Here is a 26356-nt window from a genome sequence, read left to right as displayed (position 1 = left end):
GCGCCGAGCGTATAGGACTTTCCCGCAATATCTTTAGCGAACAGTTCTTAAAATTATTTAAATAAGGCAATGCGACATGACTGAAGATCATCTGCGATCGTTTCTTTTTGTTCCCGCCACGCGGCCAGATAGAATCGGTAAAGCGTTGGCTAGCGGCGCCGACGCCGTGATTGTGGATCTCGAGGATGCGGTGCCCGCCGACGCCAAGGATCAGGCGCGCTCTACCCTGGTGACGTTCTTCGAGCAGAATCCCGACGTGAAAGTGTTGGTGCGGATAAACAGCGCAGACACGGACGCATTTGAAGCCGATCTAGCGCTCTGCCGTGATGCCGAAGCGGTGTTTGGTGTGATGCTGGCCAAAGCAGACAGCGCTAAAGACATTGAATACACCGCCGATACAACGAAAAAACCGGTATGGCCGTTGATTGAATCCGGCGCGGGCATTGCGGCACTAGCTGAACTGGTAAAAGCGCGTGGAATTGCACGTTTGAGCATTGGCGCTCTGGATCTGGCGTCCGATCTTGGGCTGATCTCAGATACCCCAGGGGCCGAGAAGATGCTGGACCACTGCCGTAGCCAACTGGTCATTCATTCTAGAGCAGCGGGCCTGGCACCTCCGGTAGAAACGGTGGTACCGGTAATTGATCAGCCGGATGTGGTCTTGCAGGTGGCGATTAACGCCAGTCAGATGGGTTTCACAGGCATGCTAGCTATTCATCCGGCACAATTGCCTGCTATTCATCAAGCCTTTACGCCAAACGCCAGTCAAGTTGAGTGGGCACAGCAAGTCGTTGCCGGCGCTGCAGAGTTTGGCGCCGTGTTCCAGTTTAACGGTAAAATGGTAGATGCCCCGGTTATCAAACAGGCCCACAACGTGTTAGCGCGAGCTCAACCACAGGCATAAGAAATTGCAGCCGGGTTTTCCAACCCGGCTCTCAAATCATTCAGACCACTCCGTCACTTTTGAATCCTTGAATCTGCTCTTCGTGATAGCCAAGTTCCGCAAGAATACTGGCGGTATGTTCACCCAGAGCGGGGACCGGGTTCATCACCGGATTATAGGCACTACTCCGACCCGGAGGCAACGGTGCCGAAACTGTGCCCGCGGGGCTTTCCACCGTATGCCAATGATTTCGGGATTTCAGTTGCGGATGCGCCCAGACATCGTGCATATCGTTTACTTTGGCATTAGCGATGGCCGAGTCATCCAATCGCTGAGCGGCCTGCTCCGCGGACATAGACGCGAATACTTGCTGAATAATACCCCGTAGATCGTCGCGGTTCTCCGAACGCAGCTGGTTACTGGAAAAACGGTGATCATCTGCCAATTCAGGCAGATTCAATACCTTATTACAGAACGCCAGCCACTCACGCTCGTTCTGAAGGCCCAGCATGACCTGCTTACCATCGCCCGCCGTAAAAGGGCCATAAGGATAGATCGACGCGTGGGAGGCACCAGCGCGCGGTGGCGGCTCAGCACCTTGGTAGGCGTAATACAGCGGGTATCCCATCCACTCAACCAGGCACTCAAGCATCGACACATCGATGTGTGAGCCTTCCCCTGTTCTTTGGCGGAGCATTAACGCAGACAGGATGTTGGTGTAGGCATACATGCCGGCGGAGATATCGGCAATCGAACAGCCCGCCTTCGCCATTCCGTCAGGGCCTGGGGCACCGGTTGTGGACAGAAAACCACCCTCGCTCTGAATCAGCAAATCATAGGCCTTACGATACTGGTAAGGCCCGCTGTCGCCGTAACCGGAAATATCACACACAATTAATTTGGGAAATCGTTCATGCAGATCTTCGTAAGAAAGACCCAGGCGACGACAAGCTCCCGGCGCTAAATTTTGAACAAAAACATCAGCCTCTTCCAGCAATTGCTCAAGAATAGGCTTTGCCGGTTCCGCTTTGACATCCAGAGTAAGACTTTCCTTTGAGCGGTTAGTCCAGACAAAATGTGACGATAGGCCATGAACCCGCTCGTCGTATCCACGGGCAAAATCCCCAACGCCGGGGCGCTCAATTTTGATAACTCTGGCACCAAGGTCCGCTAACTGACGCGTGCAGAATGGAGCCGCAATCGCATGCTCTAGGCTGACCACTGTGATGCCGTCCAACGGACGGATTTCGCTGTTGCTCATGTGCGCTTCCTGTCAATGAGTGGGGTCCGAGGTGACTGGGGCAGCAGATTACTAACACTGCTGGCATCCCGAAGCCGCCAGGCCCAACTGATCAGTTGATCCGCCTCAGCCTGCGTGGCAGCTTTTGAAAAAGCGACCAATCTGTGAAACTTTTCTTCCAACTCGCCTCGAGACATCGGGTTGCCCGGATCCCCTTTGGGATCGTCTATTGCGGCACTCAGTCGCCGACCATCGGTTGTGACCACCTCGATTCGGCCCAACCATTTGACGGGATACGCTTTATCCACTTCCGGATCTAGCGACATACTCACCAAAGAACGGAAGTGTGCTACTTCTTCACTCTGCAATGCGCGATCCTGGAAGTCGAGGACACCGGCGCTGCCGTATACGGCAATCAGTCCCAGCACAGTACCCATCGAGAACTTTGCTTGGTGAATTGTGGTGGGCTCGTTCACCATACCAAGCACATCGATTGCGGCTTGGTGCACTTTCGCCACAACAGACTCAATGTCACTGCTTACGAGGTCGTGTTTCTGCATCAGTGCCAGCAGTGCGTCTGCCGCCGGGTGCGTATGTCGGCAGGAAGCGTGAAACTTGAACGAGGTTTCCGCTAGCGCCCAACGAGACCCAAGTTGGTCTGTCAGGAACGCAGGCTCCGCATCGCTGGACATACCCGCAGCCATACCCTGCCGGCCTTCAAGAATCTGGCTCGCTCCGGTAAGCCCTTCTTCAGTCATGTAGGCCGCAAGCAGTCCGTCTGCAGCCGCTTTTGCGGTGTGCAACTGCTTAGAATTCGCAGCGTCACGCAGGAACTCCCACAAACCAGACGCTTGGGTACCAGCGCTTCCCAGCGCATTAACGAACTGATCTGTGTCGAACTTAAACAACTTGCCCACAGCTACTGCTGCGGCCAATGTACCCACTGTCCCGGTCGTATGAAAAATCGTGTAATGAGAGCGCCCCAAGAATTCACCAATCCGAATTCCCGCCTCGTATCCGGCCACCGACGCCAAAATTAAATCCCGACCGGAAACGTCCAGCTCCTGAGCGGCAGCCAAGACTGCCGGGAACACCACGGTACCGGGGTGAAGTACCGAGCTGTTGTGCAGGTCATCCTGCTCAACCACGTGCGATGAAGCAGCGTTTACAAATGCAGCGAACCAGGGCGAGGTACGGCTTCGGTCAACCAGCACTTCGCAACGACCACTATCGGGGCCCATCCGCCGGGCATATTTCTGAAAAATAGGAATCGGAGGGTAGTCCTTTCCGGCCAGTGCCGATCCCATCCAATCCAGAAAGAGCTCCTCGCAGCGCTCAACGACGTAATCCGGAATGTCGTCGTATGTCAGGTCAGCCAAAAATCCAGCAAGGGCCCGGGTTGCATCAGTCATTGTCAACTCCTAGAACGACCGCGGTAGCTGAAGAATATGCTCAGCAACGTAGGAAAGAATCAGATTGGTTGAAATCGGCGCCACCTGGTACAACCGAGTCTCGCGAAACTTACGTTCAATATCGTATTCGTTAGCGAAACCGAAGCCACCGAAGGTTTGCATGCAGGCGTTAGCCGCCTTCCAAGAGGCTTCTGCAGCCAGGTACTTTGCCATGTTGGCGCTAGCACCGGCATTGTGGCCGTTGTCATATTGCCAGCAAGCCTTCCAACGCATCAGGTCAGCCGCTTCAACCTCAATGTGAGACTGTGCGATGGGAAATTGAATTCCCTGGTTTTTGCCAATCGGCCGGCCAAAAACTTCCCGCTCACACGCGTATTTGGCCGCTTTTTCAATAAACCAGTGACCGTCACCAATGCATTCAGCTGCGATCAACGCACGCTCGGCGTTCAGGCCGTCCAGAATATAACGGAAACCCAGACCTTCCTCGCCAATCAGGCTGTCGGCTGGAATTTCCAGATTGTCAAAAAACAGCTCATTGGTTTCGTGATTTACCATGTTGGCAATGGGCTGAACAGACAAGCCATTACCGATAGCCTTGTGCAGGTCAACAATAAAAATGGACATGCCTAAAGACTTCTTGGTGACTTCTTGCAACGGTGTTGTGCGGGCTAACAGAATCATAAGATCAGAGTGTTGAACCCGCGAAATCCACACCTTCTGGCCGTTAATGACGTATTTGTCGCCCTTGCGCACCGCAGTGGTTTTGAGCTTTGTGGTATCAGTGCCGGTTGTTGGCTCGGTTACAGCCATCGATTGCAGACGCAATTCGCCAGATGCCAATTTTGGTAGGTAGTATTCTTTTTGCTGATCGCTGCCATGGCGCAGCAAGGTGAACATGTTGTACATCTGACCGTGAATGGTTCCAGCATTACCGCCACAACGATTCACTTCTTCCAGGATTACCGATGCTTCGGTCAACCCCAGGCCAGAACCACCAAATTCTTCAGGAATCATGGCTCCCAGCCAGCCAGCTTTGGTCATCTCTTCAACAAAGGCTTCGGGAAAGGCCTTTCTCTCGTCCAGCTCACGCCAGTATTCGGCACCATAGTTTACACACAGACTACGTACACCATCGCGGATAGCATCCAGGGATTCTTGATTATCAAACATGATATTTTCCTTAATAGGTTACACGGGCTTGCTGGGCCGGGCCGTTGTCGTTAAAGGCTAGCAGCACGCTTTCGTTGTCGGTTTTTGCATAGCCGCCAAGGCTGAACTCAGTTCCCTGAATTAATGGTCGAACGCCACGGTATTCAAAGTGTTTTGGCTCTTTCTCAGGGTTGTTGCTAATGAAACTGTGTAGCAGCAGAGTGGCGATCAGTGGGCCGTGGACCACCAGGTTCGAATAGCCCTCGCTTGCGGTCACGTAGGGATAGTCGTAATGGATGCGATGGCTATTGAAGGTCACCGCCGAGTAGCGGAACAACATTACCGTCGACGGCGCCACGCTTTCTTGCCAGTGCATCAACGGAATCTCGCCGCTATCTTTCAGGCGCGGCGCGGTTGGTGCGCGGTAAACCACATCCTGCTCTTCGTCAATGCACAATATATTGTCTTGAATGTACTGGTGCCGGAGCGTAACGAACAATAACGCACCGGTGTTGCCCTGTTTTTCTGTGATTTTAATGATTTCAGTGCGGCGCTGTGCTGGTTTTCCAACTAGCAAGGGGGTGTGGAAAGCAAGGCGGCCACCAGCCCACATACGATTGCGGCCTTCGACCGGAGGCATAAACTGACCCAGTACGGGGTGGCCATCTGGACCGGTCAAATCTTCACTGACAGGCTCTTGAAAAAAAGCCCAGTGCCACAGGTGTGGCAGTGGCACTCCATGTTCTGGCGTTTCAGTTCCGAAGGTAACGGCTATTCGCTTAACGAGGCATTCGGACATGCTGTCTTCAACCAATTCGCTTTTGCCCAACCAGCTATCATATGAGTGATCGCCCATAAACGCTCCTGATTCGCTCTTGTTATGTTTTATGTGAGAAAAGTATGCGCAATTAACAACAACTATAGAATTTGAGAATGTGGAAGGCTGGGTTCACAAATTTGGAATGTTTAGATTTTATGTATAAAAATCATTATTTTGAAGCTTTATTGGTCGCCACAGGATAGCTACTTTGAAAAAGCAGTGAGCGTACATAATTCAGCACTTATACCCCAGCTTTACGATTGAACACGTTCATCTCATAATAACCTCGTGAGGCGTCTCCATGCGTAAGCATTCATTCCATGGCGTAGTTGATCTCCTTCACGTCACGAAGAAGCGCGCTGGCCACTTCTGAGTGAACCTGCGAACGGCCAGTTAGAACGTCCCAGCGCCCACGGGCGTATCTGGTTTTCCACCCAGTTATTATCGATGGGCACCGTCCCATCATCGAGATAGCGCGTCAGCGCTTTCCAGCGTTTACGGCTGTAATCGATGGCTCTGGCCATGCCGGAGCCATCCGACACTTTCTGTCGGTGAGCCAACATCCATTGATGCAGGGCATCAGCAATGGGCCGAGCTTTTTCACTTCTGATGGATTGTCGTTTATCCGGCGGCAGGTCTTTGGCTTCTCGCTCAATCATCTACAGTTGGCCGATGTATTCGAGAGCTTGTGCCGCCAGTTCGCTCTTGTTGGCCGGCCTGGTGCAAGTTGTAGAACATGCGCCGGGCATGAGCCATGCAACCGATTTCGGTGATGCCGTTGCCGAAGCCCGCTTTATAACCTGAGTAATCGTCGCAGACCAATTTGCCTTGCCAGTCCCCAGGAAGCTACGCGCGTGCTCGCCGGCGCTGCTTGGAGCGAACTCGTAAATCACCTCGCTGAGATCTGAGAACGGTGTCGTGCAGTCAGCCCAGACGTAAGCCCGGTGGGTTTTCTTCTTGCCCGGGGCCAGTATGCTGACCGGTGTTTCGTCAGCGTGTAACACGGTATGTTGTAAGAGGACGTTTCTCAGCGCATCCACCAAGGGCTGTAACTGCACGCCGCAGGTTCCCAACCAGGCAGCCAGTGTGGAGCGCGGGATGGTGAGGCCGGCGCAATCGAAGATGCGTTCTTGACGATACAGTGGTAAATGATCCGAGTACTTGGCCACTAGCACTTGGGTCAGCAGTTCAGCGGTGGGGATGCCTTTATTAATGACTTGGGCCGGCACCGGAGCCTGGATCAGGGTGCGGGGCAATTCTAGCGGCAGCGGAGCCCGCTTGGGCTGTTTTTTGGTGGGGTCGATGCTTGATCGAATGTTATCTGGGCCAGTCCGGCTTCGATGGTGCCAAGGTCGACGTCGATCAGTTAATCCAACAAGTTACCTTGAACTGCATCCAGCTGATCGCTGCGTTGGGCGTATTTATGGCGCTTAAGAATCGCCACTTTGTGGGTCAGCTTTTCGATGACCGCATCACGGTGAATCAAAGCCCGATCTTTGTTCTCCATGCGATCAAACAGATCTGCCGCTGGGGCGTGGAGTTGTTCGTTAAAGAGTTGGTTAAGATCGGAACGTTGTGACATGCCGAACAGAGCTCGATCAATGAGCTTTTTGGCAAGCTCGCCGGACTCTGCTTCATGAATTTCCCAAGCCACGATTTTACGGCTGTAGATGTCCATGATCAGGTACAGATACCAGTGCTGACCGCGCACCTCTGAGGGGCAATAACTGATGTCCCAGCTCCAGACCTGGTTCGGGCCTGTGGCCGTAAAGCTGGTGGGCGCAGGGACCTTGCGCGGCGGTTTCATACGGCCCCGATGATTCAAGTGCTGGTGCTTTTTGAGCACTCGGTAGAACGAGGACTCAGACGCCAGGTAAAGCCCTTTATCCGCCAGTCGAGGCACGATCTGAGACGGTGGCAAGCTCTGATACTCCCGTTCATTGCAGGTATCCAGGATGGCCGCTTCTTCAGCGTGAGTGAGCTGGTGTGGCTGCACAACGCGCTCCGCTTGCGGACGTTGATCTTCCGCCACAGCGCCGTTAGCCTGTCGCCAGCGCTTCAACGTGCGCTGACTCAGCTCCATCAAGTCGGCCGCCTTGTACCGGGCTGCGCCACTGGCGACCGCTTCGTCATAGTCGTTTAAAAGCCTTGTACGTTCGGTCAGCGGTGTTAGCTGTCCTCGCTGTCCGGGTCCTCGCCGTACAAGGCTTCGAGCTTTTTTGACAGCACCAACAATGAGGTCGTTTCTGCCAGAACCCGATCCTTACGGCGAACTTCCGCTTGCAGCTTTTTGATGGTCTTACGGGCGTCTCGCTGCTGCTTCTGAGCGGCTTTCCCTTGCCCTTCTTGCAGACCAGTCCCGTGTAGACAGGCCTCTTTCCAGCGCTGCACCTGCTCGGGATACAGGCCTTTCTGGCGGCAATACGCGCTCAGCTCAGCTTCGGACATAGACGCCGTTTCGATCACGACGGCCAACTTGGATTCAGGAGACCCATCGTCTCCAGCATTACGATAACCCGGCACAGGCACTCCTCGTTGTCGACACTGTTTTAACCAACTACACAGAGTCACACCGGATATGCCTTCTTCTGCGGCTACCGACACCACACTGCGGTTTTGCGGAGGTAACAACTTCTTCAACACGGCCGCTTTACGTTCCTCGGAATAACGTGGCATGACTGCTCTCACACCGCCCGATCTGACATGAATTTAGGCAAAATCGCCAACTGGACAACTAGGCTGACAGAGGGGGAGTATGCCACTACAAGGTTTGCGGACAAGCCGCTGAGATCCTTGGTGGACAAACGCATACCGACAAACAATCGAGGCAGCCGGCGCCTGAAAATCATGCGCATTAAAGACATGACCATCGGCCAGTTGCTGGAACTGAACGCATTCACCTGCCAGCGAATCGATCGTAAGCGCCAATAAATCAGCACCTACATTCCGGCTCGCCGATTGCACACACTGACTTCCTCACCCATTCCATAAGGAATCAGCATGACCCCAACCGAACGAGCGCATGTCTGGCAGCAGCATATCACTGACTGGCAGGCCTCCGACGCGCCCGGCAGCGCTTACTGCAAGCAACAGCCACTGGTTTACCATCAATTTGTTTACTGGCCCCGATTCAAGACTTACTGGAGCACCTTCAAAAGCACTCGGTATCAGCGGCCTTTCGGCTGCTGCATTGCTGTCGGTTGTCTAAGGTCTTCAGCAGGAACTGACGGCCAAAAGCGGTGGAATTCAACAGCGCGATCACTACATCCAGATTTTCAAAGAACTGCTGCGTTTGAAGCGAATTCAGCAGTTTGGTGCTAGCAGTGAAAAGCCCGCACACCAGATTCAACTGTTTGATGAAGCCGAGCTGGAAGTTGAGAGTGAGCGTCCGGTAAATCCATCTTGAGCCCCGTGCCGCAGCCGTCAGGATAGTGTCCACCTATTTCTTAGTGGACTTTGTAGTGGTTAACTAAGTTTGGTGCGGCTATTAGTGCTTGATGGGTTAATTAGATATTTGGAGTGGCAGCACTTTTAGCTGATCTTTATTCTTTTATAAGAAATCCGGATTAGAGTTGAAGAGCCAGGCCGACCTTGGAGCCATTGCGGCGCTTCAGGCGATGGCTGATCCAGTTTCCTGTCGCCACCAGTTGGCGCAGGTTAACGCCGGTTTCAATGCCCAGCCCGTCCAGCATGTACAGCACGTCTTCGGTGGCCACATTGCCAGACGCACCTTTGGCGTAGGGGCATCCACCCAGGCCGGCAACGGAAGCATCTATCACCGCCACGCCTTCTTCCAGAACCGCGTACAGATTGGCCAGGGCCTGGCCGTAGGTGTCGTGAAAGTGTGCCGCCAGGTGCTCTACCGGCACATGGCGAACAACGGCTTCGAGCATACGCTTGGCCTTGGCCGGGGTGCCGGTACCAATGGTGTCGCCGAGTGAAATTTCATGGCAGCCCATGTCAAACAGGGCTTTGGCCACTTCGGCCACTTTGGCCGGGGCGATCTCGCCTTCGTAAGGGCAGCCCAGCACGGTGGACACGTAACCACGCACTGGAATGCCGTTGTGCTTTGCGGCTTCCATCACCGGAGCAAAGCGCTCAAGGCTTTCGGCGATGGAGCAGTTGATGTTTTTCTGGCTGAACGATTCTGAGGCCGCGCCAAACACGGCTACTTCGCTGGCACCCGCGGCCAGAGCGCCTTCAAAGCCACGCAGGTTGGGCGTCAGCGCTGCATAGCACACACCGGGCTTGCGCTCGATCAGTGCCATCACGTCGCTGGCGTCAGCCATTTGCGGTACCCAGCGTGGTGATACAAAGCTTGCGGCTTCCACATGGGTAAGCCCGCAGTCCACTAAGCGTTTGATCAGCCGAGCTTTGACGGAGGTGGGAATTACCGGGCCGGGCTCGTTCTGCAAGCCATCGCGGGGGCTCATTTCTACCAGTCTTACACGCTTGGGAAAGGCCATTAGCCTGCCTCCTGTTGCTCGCTTTCCGTCTCTACTTGCACTGCGATCAATTCTGCGCCTTCCGCCACCTGGTCACCTTCGGCGTAAAAAATGTCGGTGACTACGCCATCGGCTGGCGCTTTAATGGCGTGCTCCATTTTCATGGCTTCCATAATCACCAACGTTTGGCCGCTGACTACTTTATCGCCTACTTTGGCCTGAATCGCCACTACTGCGCCGTTCATGGGTGCGGCCAGGCTGCCTTCGCTGACCATTTCTTCAAAGCCGTAGGTTTCACGATAGACCACACACGGGAAGGTCTGGCCCTGATGGAACAAGACCAGTTGATCGTTATGCAGGTTGCCGTGCACGCTCAGGCGGTGACCGTTAACCACTGCTTGCAGGTGATCATCGTCAAGCCGGGCAGTCAGGTTGTAAAGGCTGCCGTTTACGGTTACCTGATAGCCGTCATCCTGCTCCAGCACCTTGAGTTCGTGGATGTCGTCGCCCACTTTGAACTGCAATGGCTGGGCGTATTCCGAGTTCATGCGCCAGCTGTTCTGGCGGCCGAACGGCGACCAGGGATCCTGAGCGTTCACTTCACCGGCTTTACGCTGCTCCAGTACGAAGCCTGCGGCCAGTACCAGGGCTTTTTGAGTATCTAAACGTGATTTCGGGAACAGCAAATCGTGATGATCGTCGATGAACCCGGTGGTCAGCTTGGCCTCGCGGAAGGGCTGGGCGTCGGCCAGAGCGTGCAAAAAGCGGATGTTGGTTTTCACCCCGGCAATGCGGTAACTCTCAAGCGCCTGCACCATGCGGTTGATGGCCTGTTCCCGGGTTTCATCCCACACAATCAGTTTGGCAATCATCGGGTCGTAATGAATGCTGATCTCGTCGCCTTCGGTCACGCCGGTGTCTACCCGCACGTGTGCGTTTTCATCGGGCGTGGTCAAATAGCGCAGGGTGCCGGTGGCGGGCAGAAAGTCCTGATCCGGATCTTCGGCGTAAATTCGCGCTTCCAAGGCGTGGCCGCGGGTTTTTACGTCTTTCTGCGCCAGCGGCAACTCATCGCCCCAGGCCACTTTTAATTGCCATTCCACCAGATCCTGGCCGGTGACCATTTCGGTGACCGGGTGCTCTACTTGCAGCCGGGTGTTCATTTCCATAAAAAAGAAAGAACCGTCAACGTCGTAGAGGAATTCGACGGTGCCGGCGCCAACGTAATGGATAGCTTTGGCGGCGGTGACAGCAGCTTCGCCCATGGCGGCGCGGGTTTCATCACTCAGGCCGGGTGCAGGAGCTTCTTCCAGCACTTTCTGATGGCGCCGCTGGACCGAGCAGTCGCGCTCGGCCAGGTACACGCCGTTGCCGTGCTGGTCACAAAATACCTGAATTTCCACGTGGCGGGGCTGGGTCAAGTAGCGCTCGATCAGCATATCCGGGTTGCCGAACGCGTTTTTGGACTCACGCTGGGCGGCGGCCAGGGCTTCATTAAACTCGCCCATATGCTCTACCACTCGCATGCCTTTGCCACCGCCGCCGGCGACAGCCTTCAGTAGCAGCGGAAAACCACACTTTTCGGCTTCGGCGCGCAGGGTTTCCAGTGCCTGGTCGGCACCGTGGTAGCCGGGCACCAACGGCACGCCGGCCTTGCCCATAATTTCTTTGGCGGCAGATTTGGAACCCATGGCGGCGATGGCCGAGGAGGGCGGGCCAATAAACACCAGATTATTGGCCTCGCAAGACTCCGCAAAGCCGGTGTTTTCGGACAGAAATCCGTAACCGGGGTGAATGGCTTGTGCGCCACTTTTCAGCGCGACCTCAATAATGATATCACCGCGCAAATAGCTTTCAGAGCTGGCGGCGGGGCCAATGCGAAAGGCCTCGTCGGCCATGGCCACGTGGCGGGCGTTGGCGTCGGCATCGGAATAGACAGCCACACAGCGAATACCCATGGCGTGTGCGGTTTCAATGATCCGGCAGGCGATTTCGCCGCGGTTGGCGATCAGTATTTTTGTAAACATCAGTGTTGGTCCTCCGGAACCCAGCTGGCAGCACGTTTTTCAAGGAAAGCGGCAAGGCCTTCCTGGCCTTCTTGTCCCACGCGGATATCGGCAATGCGCCGGGCCGTGTCTTCAATCACATCTGCGCTCAGAGGCTGTTGGCTGACCGCAAAAATGAGCGCTTTTGCTGCACCCATGGCTTGAGGGCCATTGCCGGCAAGCTGCTGCAGCATCTGGTCGCAGCGGGTTTGCAGGTCGTCGTTGTCTGTAGCAACGATGTGCACCAACCCGAACTCGCAGGCCTGATGGGCATCGAATACTTCTGCCGTCAGAAAATAGCGCCGTGCCTGGCGCTCGCCAATGGCGCGCACCACGTAAGGGCTGATCACGGCTGGAATCAGCCCCAGCTTCACTTCGCTTAAGCAGAACTTGCTTTGTTCGGTCGCAATAACGACATCGCAGCAGGCTGCCAGGCCCACGGCACCGCCAAAAGCGGCACCCTGAACCAGACCAATCACCGGCTGTGGCAGGCTGTTCAGCACTGACATCAGACGCGCTAGTTCTCTTGAATCGTTGAGGTTTTCCGGTTGGCTGTTGCCGGCCATGCGCCGCATCCAGCCCAGGTCGGCGCCGGCGGAAAAGTGTTTGCCCTCGGAGCGCAGTACCACCACGTTCGTGCTGCTGTCTTGCCCGATCTGTTCGAACGCGGCAATCAGCTGGCCGATGATCACGTCATCAAAAGCGTTGCGTTTTTCGGGGCGGTTCAACACCACTTCGGTCACGCCGGGGCTGCGAGTGTTGATCACAACGGCCAGATTTTGGGCAGAGTCAGGGGCCGAATTTGGAACAAAAGTTGGGGCAGAATTTGGTTCGGTCATGGTGATTCCCCCGTTACATGCGGAACACGCCGAAGCGTGTTGGCTGGGCGGGGCGGTTAAGTGTGGCCGACAGGCTAAGAGCCACTACTTCGCGGGTTTGGGCTGGGTCGATTACGCCGTCGTCCCACAGGCGGGCACTGGCGAAGTAGGGGTGGCCCTGGTGTTCGTAGGTGTCAATAATGGGTTGTTTGAAGGCGGCTTCGTCTTCGCCGCTCCAGGTTTCGCCATTGCGTTCCATGCCGTCGCGGCGAACCTGTGCGAGTACACCGGCAGCCTGTTCGCCACCCATTACGGAAATGCGGGCGTTAGGCCACATCCACAGGAAATCCGGGCTGTAGGCGCGGCCGCACATGCCGTAGTTTCCGGCGCCGAAGCTGCCGCCGATCAGTACGGTAATTTTTGGCACGTTGGCGCAGGCTACGGCCATCACCATTTTGGCACCGTGTTTGGCAATGCCCTCGGCTTCGTGCTTCTGGCCCACCATAAAACCGGTCACATTTTGCAGGAACAGCAGCGGAATATTGCGCTGGCAGCAAAGCTCTATGAAGTGCGCGCCTTTTTGGGCGGATTCGCTGAACAGTATGCCGTTGTTGGCAATAATGCCTACGGGATAGCCGTGCACATGGGCAAAGCCGGTGACCAGAGTCTGACCGTAATAGCGTTTGAATTCGTCGAATTCTGAGCCGTCGACAACGCGGGCGATAACGTCGCGCACGTCAAACTGTTTGCGCAGGTCGGTGCCGACAATGCCGTAAATTTCGTTGGCGTCGAACAGGGGCGCTTTGGGTTTGCGGATTTGCACGTCTGCGGGTTTACGGCGGTTCAGGTTAGACACGCAGCGGCGCGCAATGTCCAGGGCGTGGGCGTCGTTTTCGGCGTAATGGTCGGCCACACCGGACACTTTGCAGTGTACGTCGGCACCGCCCAGATCTTCGGCGCTGACCACTTCACCAGTGGCGGCTTTGACCAGCGGCGGGCCGGCCAGGAAGATGGTTCCCTGGTTGCGCACGATGATGGATTCGTCGGCCATGGCCGGTACGTAGGCGCCGCCGGCGGTGCACAGGCCCATTACCACGGCAATCTGGGGGATGTCTTCGGCGGACATGCGGGCCTGGTTGTAGAAGATGCGACCGAAGTGATCACGATCGGGGAACACTTCATCCTGGCGCGGCAGGTAGGCGCCGCCGGAATCCACCAGGTAGATGCAGGGCAGGCGGTTGGCGAGGGCGATTTCCTGGGCCCGCAGGTGTTTTTTGACGGTCAGCGGGTAGTAGGTGCCGCCTTTTACGGTGGCGTCGTTCGCGATGATCATGCACTCGGTGCCGCTAACGCGGCCGACACCGGCGATCAGGCCAGCGGCGGGTATGTTGTCTTCATAGACGTTGTAGGCGGCGAGCTGGCCGATTTCGAGGAAGGGCGAGCCGTCGTCCAGCAGGCGGTTAATGCGTTCCCGGGGCAGCAGTTTGCCACGGGCGATGTGGCGTTCCTGGTAGCTGGGGCCGCCGCCTTGTTGGATGGTAGCCACTTTGTCTCGCAGGTCGGCTACGGCGTCGGCCATGGATTGGTGTTTGGCCTGAAATTCTTCAGACCTGGAGTTGATTTTGCTTTGGAGTATTGTCATAGCCTTGGTTTCCGTGCATCGAGCCTGGGGTGTTTGGCGCTGGCCTCAGGCGAACTTCCACAGCGGGGACAGATTTCAAATCTGTCCCCATCCTCAGTAGCAGGGACAGATTTGAAATCTGTCCCTATTGCCCTTGCCGCGGGGACAGATTTTAAATCTGTCCCCGATGTTTCACTTGTTCAAAAACAGCTCTCGTCCAATCAACATGCGCCGTATTTCCGACGTGCCGGCACCGATTTCGTACAGCTTGGCGTCGCGCAGCAGGCGGCCGGTGGGGTAGTCGTTGACGTAGCCGTTGCCGCCCAGCAGCTGGATCGCATCCAGGGCCAGTTTTGTCGCCATTTCGGCGGAGTAGAGGATTGCACCGGCGGCGTCTTTGCGGGTGGTTTCACCGCGGTCGGCAGACTGGGCGACCATGTAGACATAGGATTTGGCGGTATTCATGTAGGTGTACATGTCAGCCACTTTGCCTTGTACCAGTTCGAATTCGCCGATGGCCTGGCCGAACTGCTTGCGTTCGCGGATGTAGGGCACAACCACGTCCATGGCTGCTTGCATAATGCCCAGCGGGCCACCGGCGAGTACCAGGCGTTCGTAGTCGAGGCCGCTCATCAGCACGCGAGCACCGCCACCGAGTTGGCCGAGAATGTTTTCTTTGGGTACTTTGCAATCCTGAAACACCAGTTCGCAGGTGTTGGAGCCGCGCATGCCCAGTTTGTCGAGTTTCTGGTGGCGGCTGAAGCCAGGTGCGTCGCGTTCTACGATGAAGGCGGTGATGCCTTTCGAGCCGGCTTTCACGTCAGTTTTGGCGTAGATCACGTAAACGTGGGCGTCAGGGCCGTTGGTGATCCACATTTTATTGCCGTTCAGCACGTAGTGGTCATCGGCGTCTTTGGCGCTCAGTTTCATGGAGATGACGTCGGAACCGGCGTTGGGTTCCGACATGGCCAAAGCGCCTATGTGTTCGCCGCTGAGCAGCTTGGGCAGATATTGCTGTTTCTGCTCTTCGGTGCCGTTGCTGTGAATCTGGTTCACACACAAATTAGAGTGGGCGCCGTAAGACAAACCTACCGATGCGGAGGCGCGGCTGATTTCTTCCATCGCAATTACGTGGGCCAGGTAGCCCATGCCGGAACCGCCGTAGGCTTCGTCGACGGTGATGCCGAGCAGGCCCATGTCGCCAAACTTCTTCCACAAATCCATGGGGAATTCGTTGGATTGGTCAATCTCTGCCGCACGGGGTGCGATTTCGCGGGTGGCGAAACCGTTGATTTGCTCGCGCAGCATGTCCAGGGTTTCGCCAAGGCCGAAGTTCAGTTCCGAGTATTGCGATTTCATGATGGTCACCTTGTTGTTGGGTCGTTAGTGCTGTGTTGCCGTCTGCTTTTTTATTTGCAGTTCGCTCAATGCTTCGAGACAGCGGGCCTCGGCGTTTTCCATTTCCATCTCAACGATCGCGATGTCTTCTTTCTGCTGAGCGAGCGCCTCACGGCGGCGTTTTATAGTTTGCAGCATCAGCAACAGCTGTTTTTCATTACCACTGGTGGTTTCGTCCCACAGGTCAAACAACTCTTTGGTCTCGGCCAGCGACAGTCCCATGCGTTTACCGCGCAGGATTAATTTCAGCCGCACCCGGTCTTTGGAACTAAAGATGCGGGTTTGGCCCTTACGGCTGGGTCTTAGCAAGCCCTGATCTTCGTAAAAGCGAACGCTACGGGTCGTTACGTCAAACTCCTGAGCCAGTTCGCTGATGCTGTATGTTTTCTTTGCAGCCATTGAGTGTTTCCTTTTTTTGTCAGGTTAGTTAAAGTTTACGTAAACGTAAAGCATTTGATTGTATTGTTATCCACAGCAACGGGAGTATCCGATGGAATTTCAGAACGTAGCAGCCATTGTAACAGGCGGCGCATCTGGCCTTGGCGAAGGCGCAGCGCGGGCGCTGGCGGCAGCTGGCTGCAAGGTAGCGATCTTCGATTTGCAGAAGGAACGCGGCGAAGCCGTTGCAAAAGAGTTGGGGGGAATCTTTGTTGAGTGCGACGTCAGTTCCGCCGCAAGTGCCGAGGCGGCTTTCGCCAAAGCCAACGAAGCGCATGGTTTTTGTGGCGTTGCCGTAAACTGCGCAGGCGTCGCCACCGCTGGTAAAATTCTGGGGCGCGAGGGTGTGCTGCCACTGGAAAATTTCAGTAAGGTGGTGCAAGTCAATTTGATCGGAACCTTTAACATACTGCGACTGGCAGCGGCGGAAATGGCCCAGCGTGAACCCAATGCCGACGGTGAACGGGGCGTTATCATCAACACGGCGTCTATCGCGGCCTATGAAGGACAGGTTGGTCAGGCGGCCTACAGTGCGTCCAAGGGCGGCGTTGTTGCCTTAACTCTGCAGGCTGCCCGTGAGCTGGCGCGTGAGGGTATTCGGGTGAATACCATTGCCCCTGGGCTGTTTATGACCCCGATGGTTTCCGGCATGCCGCAGGAAGTGCAAGACAGCCTGGCGGCAACCTTGGTGTTTCCCAAGCGCCTGGGCAAGCCGGAAGAGTTTGGCATGATGGTAGACCAGATGGTGCGTAACCCGGTGCTGAATGGCGAAGTCATCCGTCTGGATAGCGCTTTGCGTATGGCCCCGCGATAAGCTGTTTATCAGCAATTCATCACAAGCAGGAGTCTTTATGACTGCGACTGTCGATCAAGAAGAGTTAGCGTTGTTCCGTGAGTCGGTGATTAAGGCACTGGAAAAAGAAATCAAACCCCACTACGAACAGTGGGAAAAAGACGGCATTGCCCCCCGCAAGCTGTGGAACACTCTAGGCGACGCCGGCATGCTGTGCGTAGACGTGCCCGAGGACTGCGGCGGCTGCGGCGCGCCATTTCAGTATTCGGTGGTGGTGGGCGAGGAATTGGCGCGCTTGGGTTTTGGTGCGCTGTCCACCAATGTGATGGTGCACTCCGACATTGTTGCGCCTTATCTGAGCCACCTGGGTAACGACGCGCAAAAACAGCAGTGGCTACCAAAAATGGTGTCCGGTGAAGCCGTGGGCGCCATCGCCATGACCGAACCCGGCGCCGGCAGTGATTTGCAGGCCATGCGCACCAGTGCCGTAAAAGACGGCGACGACTACATTCTGAACGGCTCTAAAACGTTTATAACCAACGGCCAGCACGCGGACATGGTGATTGTGGCGGCAAAAACCGATCCTTCCGCCGGTGCCAAGGGCGTCAGCCTGTTTTTGGTAGACACCACGCTGGAAGGTTATGCCGTTGGGCGCAATCTGGACAAGATTGGCCAGCATGCCGGTGATACCTCCGAGCTGTTTTTTGCGGATATGCGGGTGCCGGCGTCGGCGTTATTGGGCGAGGCTGGCAAAGGCTTTGCCTACCTGATGCAGGAACTGCCCCGCGAGCGCCTGGTGATTGGTGCGCTGGGCGTTGCGGCTGCCCGCGGTGCCCTGGACCTGACCGTTGCCTACTGTCAGGAGCGTGTGCTGTTTGGCCAGAAGTTGGCCCAGTTGCAGAACACCCGTTTCGAAATGGCCCGCATGGAAACCGAATACCGCATCAACAAAGCCTTTGTGGACCAGTGCATCAATGAATACGTCGCCGGCACTTTGGATGCCGCCACGGCGTCTATGGCCAAATACAGCGCGACTGAAATGCAGTGTCGGGTGACCGATGGCTGCCTGCAATTATTTGGCGGTTACGGCTATACCAGTGAATACCCGATTTCACGAGCTTTCGCGGATGCTCGCGTGCAGCGCATTTACGGCGGCACGTCGGAAATTATGAAGGAAATTATTGCACGCTCAATTTTCGGGCGCGGCTGATTAACGATTGCCAATAACAACCAGACCTTTCAATAAAACGGGGACAAACAATGATGACTGACACCTCTAATGATAATTTCGTAGTCATAGCCGGCGCCGCCCGCACACCCATGGGCGGCATGATGGGCTCGTTGAGCAGCGTACCTTCGCCACAACTGGGCGCGGTTGCCATCAAAGCCGCCATCGAGCGTTCCGGCCTGAAACCGGCTGACATTGATGAAGTCATCATGGGTTGTGTATTACCGGCTGGCCTGGGTCAGGCACCTGCACGCCAGGCCTCCCGTGGCGCGGGCATACCGGACAGCTCTGGCTGCACCACCGTCAACAAAATGTGCGGCTCGGGTATGCAAGCGGTCATGATCGCCCACGACCAGATCAAGGCCGGCACCAACAACATCATGATTGCCGGTGGCATGGAAAACATGAGCCAGGCACCGTACATTTTGCCCAAAGCCCGCGGCGGAATGCGCATGGGCCATGGCCAAGTAATGGACAGCATGTTCCTCGACGGCCTGGAAGACGCCTACGAAGGCAGTCTGATGGGCGTTTTTGCACAAAAAAGCGCGGATGACTATAAGATCACCCGTGAGCAAATGGACAACTTTGCTATTGAATCCCTCAGCCGTGCCAATGCCGCCATCGATAACGGCTGGTTCGCGCCCGAAATCTGCGCCGTCAGCGTTGCCGGTCGCGGTGGCGACACAGTAGTGGATACCGACGAACAACCCGGCAATGCCCGCCCGGACAAGATCCCCACGCTGAAACCCGCGTTCAAAAAAGACGGCACCGTAACCGCTGCCAACGCCAGCTCCATCAGCGACGGTGCATCCGCACTGGTACTGGCATCGGCAAAAGAAGCAAAAGCCCGCGGTTTGCACCCACAAGCAAAAATCATCGCCCACGCCACCCACTCCCAGCTACCCGCAGAGTTCACCCTGGCCCCCATCGGCGCCATCGACAAAGTCCTGAAAAAAGCCGGCTGGGGCAAAGACGACGTAGACCTCTACGAAATCAACGAAGCCTTCGCGGTAGTCTCCCTTTTGGCCATCAACGAACTGGGGCTGGACGCCAATAAAATAAACGTCTTCGGCGGCGCCTGCGCTCTGGGCCACCCCATCGGCTCGTCCGGCTCACGAATCCTGGTCACCCTGATCAACGCACTGAAGCAAAAAGGCCTGAAACGCGGCGTTGCTGCACTGTGCATCGGCGGTGGCGAGGCGACGGCAGTGGCTATTGAGTCGATCTGACTTTCTAGTGTTTCTTTCCCCTGTGTTTTGGCATGGGGGGAAAGCAGCTAGCTTCAACAATAAACGCGTCACTAGGCACTTCAGCATCCTAAATTTGCCCGTCGGTAGGGGGGTGGGGGTGTCTTTTCTGGCAGGGAAAAAAATGTCTGAGCGCAGCGAGTTATTTTTCCCAGAAGAAAAGACACCTCCACTCCGCGTACCTGCCACCAAATCAACAGGCTACCGAGTGTAAATGCTCACGCAACAGAACGAGCCTGCTGAGCTCCCAGAACAACCTCCGCCACCGTATGCAGCTTCAACAACTGCGACTGAAGCATAGAAATCGGCCGGCTACCCTCCAGAGTCAAAGCAATATTAAAATGCTCCCCGCTGCTCTCAACCGACATACTCGCAATCCGAAAACCCCGAACCCGCACCACGCGGCACAAACGCTCAAGGCCAGCGGGCTCTGACTGCATACGACAATGCAAAACATGCCGGTTGGACGAAGCGGTTCCGGATTTAGTCGTGCCGGGTATAGTTGTGGTGGATGGTATGGCCTGGCTCATGCTGCATTCTCCTCGGTTTTCTTCTTCGCTGGTTTGGTGTTTTCCATCATGTCTCGGTTGCTCCCGCCGGGTTTTACCGTCGGCCAAACGTTCTCTTCACGAGCAACCGATACGTGCAACAGCATCGGGCCCTTGTAAGCCAAAATCGTCTCAATACCCCGTCGAACCTGATCAGTGCGGTTGATGTGCAGCGCTGGAATATCGAAAGCCCGGGCCATGGCCACAAAATCCGGGTTATCGTCCAGGTTAATGTGGCTTTCGCGGTTGCCATAAAACAGCTCCTGCTGCTGGCGCACCATGCCCAGGCACTGGTTATCCAGAATGATTATTTTCAGCGGCAGGCGGTAGCGGCGAATAGTGGCCAACTCCTGAGCGTTCATCATGAACGAGCCGTCGCCGGCAACGTTTATAACCGCTGTACCAGGCTTTGCGAACTGCGCGCCTATGGCCGCCGGCAGGCCAAAACCCATGGTGCCCAGGCCGCCGCTGGTCAGGTGCTGGCGCGGGTGATTGAACTGATAATGTTGCGCTACCCACATCTGGTGCTGGCCCACGTCGCAGGAAATAATCGTGTCGTCACCGGCAATACGGGACAGCTGGCGGACAAACGCCGGGCCGGTAATGGGCGCGAGCGCTTCCTCGTTGTCCGCCGCCTGAAAGCCACCGGTGGTGAGCCAGGTGCGGCATTGCTTTTGCCAGGGTTCAATCTTCAGCGGCTGTGCCTGCACCTCACGGGTAAGGGCGCGCAACACGTCATTCAAATTGGCGTTGATGGTCACAGCCGCGGCTTTTATCTTGTTGAACTCGGCGCTGTCGGCATCGATGTGAACAATCTTTGCGTTCGGTGCGAATGTATCCGGTTTGCCGGTCGCACGGTCGTCCAGGCGGGCGCCGATCACCAGCAGCAGATCACATTCGTCCACCGCGCGATTGGCGGCACGGCAGCCGTGCATGCCTAACATGCCCAAGTGGTTCGGGTTGCGGCGGCCCGGATTACCAATGCCTTTCAAGGTAACAACACCGGGCAGGGCAGAATGGGCGGCAAACTCGCGGAAGCTGTCCTCGGCGCCGGCTAACGTGATGCCACCGCCGCTGTACAATAATGGTTGACGGGCTTCGCGCAGCAGTCGCAGGGTTTCGGTGATACCTTTGTCAATAGCGGCATTTTGTGTGGCTGAGTCGGTTCGTGACTCTGTGTTTTCAGAACGTTCGCGCTCCTCATGATCAGCTGCTTCCGGGGTTACCTGAGTCAGCAGAATATCTTTGGGAATATCGATCCATACCGGCCCGGGCCGGCCGCTCTGCGCTAAAGCAATCGCTTCAACAAGAATGCCGGGCAAACTGTCGGCGTCATCCACCAGGTAACTGTGTTTAACAATGCCCAGAGTCATGCCCAGTACATCGGTTTCCTGAAACGCATCGGTACCAATCAGCCCGGCGGGCACCTGGCCGGTGATCACCAGCAGCGGCACCGAATCCTGAAACGCGTTGGCCACGCCGGTAATCAGGTTAGTAGCGCCCGGGCCGGAAGTGGCAATGCACACGCCCAAGTTGCCGCTTGCGCGAGCGTAGCCGTCGGCGGCCAGGGCGCAGCCTTGCTCGTGGCGGCACAGCACATGTTCCACACTCACATCATCCACCAGCGCATCGTACAACGGCATGATGCAACCGCCGGGGTAGCCAAATACCGTGGTAATACTGTGCTGCTGGAAAGCCTGCAGTATGTGCTGCGCGCCGTTCATAGTATGAGTTCCTGTTGTTGTCGGTTTACCGTTACACGTGTTTTCAAAAAGGCCAAAAAAAAGCCCCCGGGACCTTTCGGTGCCGGGGGCTTTGGTGTTTGCAGTGTCGGTTTAGAAATCTCGCCTCAACTGTGTGTCCACGCAAAAGCCCCCGGGGGATACCATCACCACCAGGACTAGCTTCACTAGGACTACAACAGCGTTAAAGTTCATTTAATACGTGTCTCTTTAAAATTCATTTGCCGAAACTGTGTAGAATCTAACCTCTTTTTTATGCGCCTGGCAACCTGTTTTTTCGGTGGTGTCCGCAATAATCCGTTTTTAACGAGAGCAGTATGAATAAATTTAAGTGGAGTTCGGTCGGCCTGTCTTTGTTGCTGGTTTTGGCGTTGCTGATCTGGATGGCTGGTGGCGACATCAAACAGACAGAAACCAAAGCGCCGGAACTGTCGGCGCAGCAGGGCACCGAACTAACCCGGGTACAGGTAACAACCCTGAACGCTCGCAATTATCAGCCCGAATTGCTGGTACAGGGGCAGGTGTTGCCGTGGCGATCCGTTACGGTGTCGGCCCGGGTATCCGCAACGGTGAAGTCGCTGGAAGCCGAATTGGGTGACACCGTCACCCAGGGGCAAACATTACTCACCCTCACCGACGACGGCCGCAGCGCCGAACGCAGTCGCTGGCAGGCACGGGTGCGCAAACTGAACGCGGATTTGAACGCTGCCCAGAGTTTGCGCAGTCGTAATCTGGCGTCTGAGTCGGATTTGCTGGGCCTGGAAAGTGAACTGGCGGCGGCCAAAGCCGAACTGGAAATGGCCAATCAGGCGATTGCCGATTTGGTGGCTCAGGCGCCCTTTGATGGCGTGGTTAATCAAAAATCCATAGAAGTAGGCGACCTGGTACAGCCAGGCACGGCGTTAATGCACGTGGTTCAGGTAGACCGGCTAAAAGCCACGGCCCAGATACCGCAACAAGCGGTGCACCAGGTCGCCGAAGGTCAGCTGGTCAGTGTGCGTTTGCTGGACGGCGATGAATTAAGCGGGCGTGTCCGTTTTTTAGCCAGCGCCGCCGACACCGGCACCCGCAGCTTTGCGATTGAAGTGGAGGTGGATAATCCGCAGCAAAGGCGCATCGCCGGCGGCAGCGCCAACCTGGCCATTGCCTTGCCAGAGGTAAGCGCCCATAACCTGTCGCCGGCGTTTTTGGCGTTGGATAACAACGGTAAACCTGGCGTAAAGCACGTCGGCGACGACAACAAAGTGGTGTTTTCTCGGGTGCGCTTGCTCAGCGTGAAAACCGATGGCGCCTGGGTGGGTGGCTTGCCGGACAACCTGCGCCTGATTACCCGCGGCGCTGGCTTTGTCAGCGAGGGTGAAGAAGTCACGGCTGTTGCCGCAAGCAACGGCGGGGGCTAACCCATGCGTTCTCTTATATTTGCAGCCATAGACCGCAGCCGCACCACGCTGCTGTTGCTTCTGTTTCTGGTGGTTGGCGGTTACGCCGCCTACATGGTCATTCCCAAGGAATCCAACCCCGACATTGCCATTCCGATGATTTATGTATCCATGAGCCTCGAAGGCGTCAGCCCGGAAGACGCCGAGCGCTTGCTGGTGCGGCCAATGGAGCAGGAATTGCGTTCGCTGGAAGGGGTTAAGGAGATGCGTGGCAACGCCTCTGAAGGCCACGCTTCTGTCATGCTGGAATTTGACGCCGGTTTCGACGCCGACAAAGCCCTGCAGGATGTGCGTGAGCAGGTGGATACGGCACGCAGCAATCTGCCACAGGAAGCCGACGAGCCGCGGGTCAATGAAGTGAATATTTCGCTGTTTCCGGTGATGTCCATTGGCCTTTCGGGGCCGCTGGCCGAGCGTGAACTGATCACCATTGCTCGTGGCCTGAAAGACGCCATTGAAGCCATTCCGGAAGTGCTGGAAGTGGACATTGCCGGCGATCGCGAAGATCTGCTGGAAATTGTGGTGGACCCCCAGGTGCTGGAAAGCTACGGCCTGGACTTCAACCAGTTAGGCACACTGGTGTCGCGTAACAATCAATTGGTGGCGGCTGGCTCCATTGACACAGGCAACGGACGGATGACGTTGAAAGTGCCGGGTGTGATTGAAAACGTGGAAGATGTGATGTCGATACCGGTCAAGGTAGATGGCGACACGGTGATCACTTTTGGCGATGTAGCCCTGCTGCAGCGCAGTTACAAAGATCCCCAGGGGTTTGCCCGCATTAACGGTGAACCGGCGCTGGTGCTGGAAGTATCCAAGCGCTCCGGAGCCAATATTATCGCGACCAGCGCCCAGGTGCGTGAATTGATCCTGGCGGCGCAGGAACGCCTGCCCGACGAGCTGGACATCCGTTACATCATGGACCAGTCGGGCGAGGTGCAGGACATGCTGACCGACCTGCTGAACAACGTGCTGACCGCCATTGTGCTGGTCACCATCGTGATCATCGCCACCATGGGCCCGCGCGCCGCCATCTTAGTCGGCCTGACCATTCCGGGCGCCTTCCTGACGGCGATTCTGGTGATCTGGTCCATGGGCATGACCCTGAACATTATTGTGCTGTTCTCCCTGATTCTGGTGACCGGCATGCTGGTAGACGGCGCCATTGTGGTGTCGGAGCTGGCCGACCGGAATCTGTCGGACGGCCTGAACGTTAATAACGCCTGGGGTGAAGCCGCCAGCCGCATGGCCTGGCCCATTATTGCATCCACTGCGACCACCCTGGCAGTATTTTTGCCCTTGCTGTTCTGGCCCGGTATGGTCGGCGAATTCATGAAGTTTTTGCCGATCACGGTGATTATCTGCCTGCTGGCGTCTTTAGCGATGGCGCTGGTTTTTTTGCCGGTGCTGGGTGGCATTGGTGGTGGGCGACGGGCGCGGGCGGCGCACACAGACAACCGCCTGATGGGCGTCTACCGCAACACTCTGGCCGCCATATTGCGCCGCCCCGGACTGACACTGCTGGCGGTGATTCTGGTTATTGGCGTGGTGTACGCCGTTTATGGCCGTTTAAATCACGGCGTGGAGTTTTTCCCCAGCGTAGAACCGGAGTCGGCCCAGGTTCAGGTGCGTGCCCGCGGCGATTTGTCCATCTGGGAGCGCGACGCCATTGTGCAGGCCGTGGCCGGGCGTTTACAGGGCATGCCCGAAGTGCGTGCCCTGTACAGCCGTTCGATGATCAGCGGCAGCCAGCAGATGGCACCAGATGTTATTGGCGTGCTGCAGTTTCAGTTTAACGAATGGTACACCCGGCGTGCCGCCGACATTATTCTGGAAGATTTTCGCCAGCGCACCGCAGACATTCCGGGCGTGGAACTGGAGTTTCGTAAGCAAGAAGATGGCCCGGCCGGTGGCAAGCCGATTGAGTTACTGGTTAGCAGCAGCAATCCCGACAATCTGGAAGCCGCGGTCAGCGCGATTCGTGCGCAAATGCTGACGCAGGGTGCTTATGTGGATACCGAAGACGACCGCAGCCTTGACGGCATTGAATGGCGCCTGAAAGTGAATCGCGAAGCAGCGGCCCGTTTCGGCACCGACGTGGCCAGCATCGGCAACGCCGTGCGGCTGGTTACCAACGGCTTGGTGCTGGCCAATTACCGCCCTGAAGACGTGCGCGACGAAGTGGACATTGTGGTGCGCGTTCCTAACAACTGGCGCGAACTGGATCAGCTGGAGCGGCAAACCCTGAACACCTCACGGGGCCAGGTGCCGCTGTCGCAGTTTGTAACTCTGGAACCCGGTGACAAAACCGGCAACATTGTGCGGGTGGATGGCCGCCGTACCATCACCATCAAAGCCGATCTGCAACCCGGCCGCCAAGTGGAAGAGGCGTTACGAGAGCTGCGCGCTAACATGCCTGAGTTGCCGGACGGCATAACGGTGGTTGAAGGTGGTGAAAGTGAAGATCAACAGCAGGCGGCCAGCTTCCTGATTAACGCTTTTTTGGTGGCCATAGGGCTGATGCTGCTGATTCTGGTGACCCAGTTCAACTCGCTGTACCAAAGCTTTTTGATTTTGTCGGCCATTGTGCTGTCCACCGCCGGCGTACTGCTGGGCCTGCTGCTGAACAGTCAGCCGTTTGGCATTGTGATGGTGGGTATGGGGACGATCGCCTTGGCGGGCATTGTGGTGAACAACAACATCATTCTGATTGATACCTACAACCAGATGCGTGCCGACGGCATGGAACCGGCGACAGCGGCGCTGGAAACCGGTTGCCTGCGCCTACGCCCGGTGTTGCTAACCGCCATTACCACCGTGCTGGGCTTGATGCCGATGGTGCTGGGTATAAACGTAGATTTGATTACGCCGTCGCTAGGGCTAAACGCGCCATCCACGCAATGGTGGACCCAGATGTCCAGCGCCATTGCTGGAGGGCTAGCCTTCGCAACGGTGCTCACCCTGCTACTAACACCGGCGCTGCTGGTATTGGGTGAGCAAAGCGGGCAAAAAGTGAAACAGTTGCTGGCAGTTAGGGGGCGGATTTGGGGAGCTAGGGGACGGATTTGAAATCCGTCCCCGGGATTCGCA

Annotated in this window: 20 protein-coding genes and 4 pseudogenes; 9 read left to right on the top strand and 15 right to left on the bottom strand. The window is 56.3% G+C overall.

Translation table 11 applies throughout. The features are described 5' to 3' along the window. Positions 1-76 precede the first annotated feature (76 nt). Positions 77-904 carry an HpcH/HpaI aldolase/citrate lyase family protein gene (locus ATI45_RS08545; protein ID WP_098419116.1) on the top strand — a complete coding sequence of 276 codons (828 nt, stop codon included), beginning with the start codon at positions 77-79 and terminating at the stop codon, positions 902-904. A 40-nt stretch (positions 905-944) separates the two neighbouring features. Here ATI45_RS08545 and ATI45_RS08540 read toward each other — a convergent pair whose 3' ends face one another. The 7 genes and pseudogenes from ATI45_RS08540 to ATI45_RS08515 form a co-directional block, all read right to left on the bottom strand. After that, positions 945-2144 (bottom strand): CaiB/BaiF CoA transferase family protein, encoded by a 1200-nt coding sequence (locus ATI45_RS08540; RefSeq protein WP_098419115.1) that lies wholly within the window; start codon positions 2142-2144, stop codon positions 945-947. Next, entirely contained in the window at positions 2141-3535 is a 1395-nt protein-coding gene (locus ATI45_RS08535) for an MmgE/PrpD family protein (RefSeq protein WP_098419114.1), read from the bottom strand. The genes ATI45_RS08540 and ATI45_RS08535 overlap by 4 nt, the downstream gene beginning before the upstream one ends. Before the next feature lie 9 nt (positions 3536-3544). Then, complete coding sequence (locus ATI45_RS08530; RefSeq protein WP_098419113.1) at positions 3545-4705, bottom strand: acyl-CoA dehydrogenase family protein; 1161 nt, start codon at positions 4703-4705, stop codon at positions 3545-3547. A gap of 10 nt (positions 4706-4715) precedes the next feature. Next, entirely contained in the window at positions 4716-5540 is an 825-nt protein-coding gene (locus ATI45_RS08525; RefSeq protein WP_098419112.1) for an FAS1-like dehydratase domain-containing protein, read from the bottom strand. A 311-nt stretch (positions 5541-5851) separates the two neighbouring features. Beyond that, positions 5852-7086, bottom strand: a pseudogene (gene tnpC / locus ATI45_RS08520) (IS66 family transposase); the annotation flags it as partial. Between the two features lie 15 nt (positions 7087-7101). Then, positions 7102-7311 (bottom strand): annotated as a pseudogene (locus ATI45_RS23145) (DDE-type integrase/transposase/recombinase); the annotation flags it as partial. Between the two features lie 362 nt (positions 7312-7673). Further along, positions 7674-8180, bottom strand: coding sequence for a hypothetical protein (locus ATI45_RS08515; protein WP_143751150.1), 507 nt, complete (start codon positions 8178-8180; stop codon positions 7674-7676). A gap of 27 nt (positions 8181-8207) precedes the next feature. On the opposite strand from ATI45_RS08515, the gene ATI45_RS21890 reads away from it, so the two are divergent. The 3 genes and pseudogenes from ATI45_RS21890 to ATI45_RS22650 all read left to right on the top strand — a co-directional run. Then, on the top strand, positions 8208-8435 hold the full coding sequence (locus tag ATI45_RS21890) for a hypothetical protein (RefSeq protein ID WP_143751149.1): 228 nt from the start codon (positions 8208-8210) through the stop codon (positions 8433-8435). A 69-nt stretch (positions 8436-8504) separates the two neighbouring features. Then, positions 8505-8621, top strand: a pseudogene (gene tnpA, locus ATI45_RS23305) (IS66 family insertion sequence element accessory protein TnpA); the annotation flags it as partial. A gap of 49 nt (positions 8622-8670) precedes the next feature. Further along, positions 8671-8889, top strand: a pseudogene (locus tag ATI45_RS22650) (IS66 family transposase); the annotation flags it as partial. 181 nt (positions 8890-9070) lie between these two features. On the opposite strand, the gene ATI45_RS08505 reads toward ATI45_RS22650, so the two are convergent. The 6 genes from ATI45_RS08505 to ATI45_RS08480 all read right to left on the bottom strand — a co-directional run bounded on the left by ATI45_RS08505 (position 9071) and on the right by ATI45_RS08480 (position 16230). Further along, positions 9071-9970, bottom strand: coding sequence for a hydroxymethylglutaryl-CoA lyase (locus tag ATI45_RS08505; RefSeq protein WP_098419110.1), 900 nt, complete (start codon positions 9968-9970; stop codon positions 9071-9073). Then, the gene (locus tag ATI45_RS08500; RefSeq protein ID WP_098419109.1) at positions 9970-11976 is read right to left on the bottom strand and encodes an acetyl/propionyl/methylcrotonyl-CoA carboxylase subunit alpha; all 2007 of its coding nucleotides are present in this window, start codon (positions 11974-11976) and stop codon (positions 9970-9972) included. Before ATI45_RS08500 ends, ATI45_RS08505 begins: the two co-directional genes overlap by 1 nt. Then, on the bottom strand, positions 11976-12833 hold the full coding sequence (locus ATI45_RS08495; RefSeq protein WP_179888397.1) for an enoyl-CoA hydratase-related protein: 858 nt from the start codon (positions 12831-12833) through the stop codon (positions 11976-11978). Before ATI45_RS08495 ends, ATI45_RS08500 begins: the two co-directional genes overlap by 1 nt. A gap of 13 nt (positions 12834-12846) precedes the next feature. Further along, positions 12847-14454, bottom strand: coding sequence for a carboxyl transferase domain-containing protein (locus ATI45_RS08490; protein WP_098419108.1), 1608 nt, complete (start codon positions 14452-14454; stop codon positions 12847-12849). 171 nt (positions 14455-14625) lie between these two features. After that, positions 14626-15792: an isovaleryl-CoA dehydrogenase gene (locus tag ATI45_RS08485; protein ID WP_098419107.1), complete on the bottom strand. Its 1167-nt coding sequence runs from the start codon at positions 15790-15792 to the stop codon at positions 14626-14628. A gap of 24 nt (positions 15793-15816) precedes the next feature. Continuing rightward, positions 15817-16230, bottom strand: a complete 414-nt coding sequence (locus tag ATI45_RS08480; protein ID WP_098419106.1) for a MerR family transcriptional regulator — start codon at positions 16228-16230, stop codon at positions 15817-15819. Positions 16231-16321: 91 nt separating this feature from the next. On the opposite strand from ATI45_RS08480, the gene ATI45_RS08475 reads away from it, so the two are divergent. Genes ATI45_RS08475 through ATI45_RS08465 form a run of 3 tightly spaced genes read left to right on the top strand, consistent with a single transcriptional unit; the run spans position 16322 to position 19519 of the window. Further along, a complete protein-coding gene (locus tag ATI45_RS08475; RefSeq protein ID WP_098419105.1) occupies positions 16322-17083 on the top strand; it encodes an SDR family NAD(P)-dependent oxidoreductase in 762 nt (253 codons plus the stop codon). A gap of 37 nt (positions 17084-17120) precedes the next feature. Beyond that, positions 17121-18272, top strand: coding sequence for an acyl-CoA dehydrogenase family protein (locus ATI45_RS08470; protein ID WP_098419104.1), 1152 nt, complete (start codon positions 17121-17123; stop codon positions 18270-18272). 53 nt (positions 18273-18325) lie between these two features. Beyond that, the gene (locus ATI45_RS08465; RefSeq protein WP_218926183.1) at positions 18326-19519 is read left to right on the top strand and encodes an acetyl-CoA C-acyltransferase; all 1194 of its coding nucleotides are present in this window, start codon (positions 18326-18328) and stop codon (positions 19517-19519) included. Between the two features lie 236 nt (positions 19520-19755). Here the strand turns inward: ATI45_RS08465 and ATI45_RS08460 are convergent, their stop codons facing one another. Both ATI45_RS08460 and ilvG read right to left on the bottom strand, forming a co-directional pair. Then, positions 19756-20067: an ACT domain-containing protein gene (locus ATI45_RS08460; protein WP_218926132.1), complete on the bottom strand. Its 312-nt coding sequence runs from the start codon at positions 20065-20067 to the stop codon at positions 19756-19758. Further along, positions 20064-21809 (bottom strand): acetolactate synthase 2 catalytic subunit, encoded by a 1746-nt coding sequence (ilvG, locus tag ATI45_RS08455; RefSeq protein ID WP_098419102.1) that lies wholly within the window; start codon positions 21807-21809, stop codon positions 20064-20066. The genes ATI45_RS08460 and ilvG overlap by 4 nt, the downstream gene beginning before the upstream one ends. Positions 21810-22144: 335 nt before the next feature. Here ilvG and ATI45_RS08450 point away from each other — a divergent pair, with 335 nt between their 5' ends. Continuing rightward, positions 22145-23227, top strand: coding sequence for an efflux RND transporter periplasmic adaptor subunit (locus ATI45_RS08450; RefSeq protein ID WP_098419101.1), 1083 nt, complete (start codon positions 22145-22147; stop codon positions 23225-23227). A gap of 3 nt (positions 23228-23230) precedes the next feature. Further along, positions 23231-26335 (top strand): efflux RND transporter permease subunit, encoded by a 3105-nt coding sequence (locus ATI45_RS08445; protein WP_098419100.1) that lies wholly within the window; start codon positions 23231-23233, stop codon positions 26333-26335. Positions 26336-26356 lie beyond the last annotated feature (21 nt).

This window comes from Marinobacter sp. LV10MA510-1, assembly GCF_002563885.1.
GTDB lineage: Bacteria > Pseudomonadota > Gammaproteobacteria > Pseudomonadales > Oleiphilaceae > Marinobacter.
Note: the sequence above shows the minus strand (reverse complement) of the source record. Positions and strands in the feature narration are given on the sequence as shown.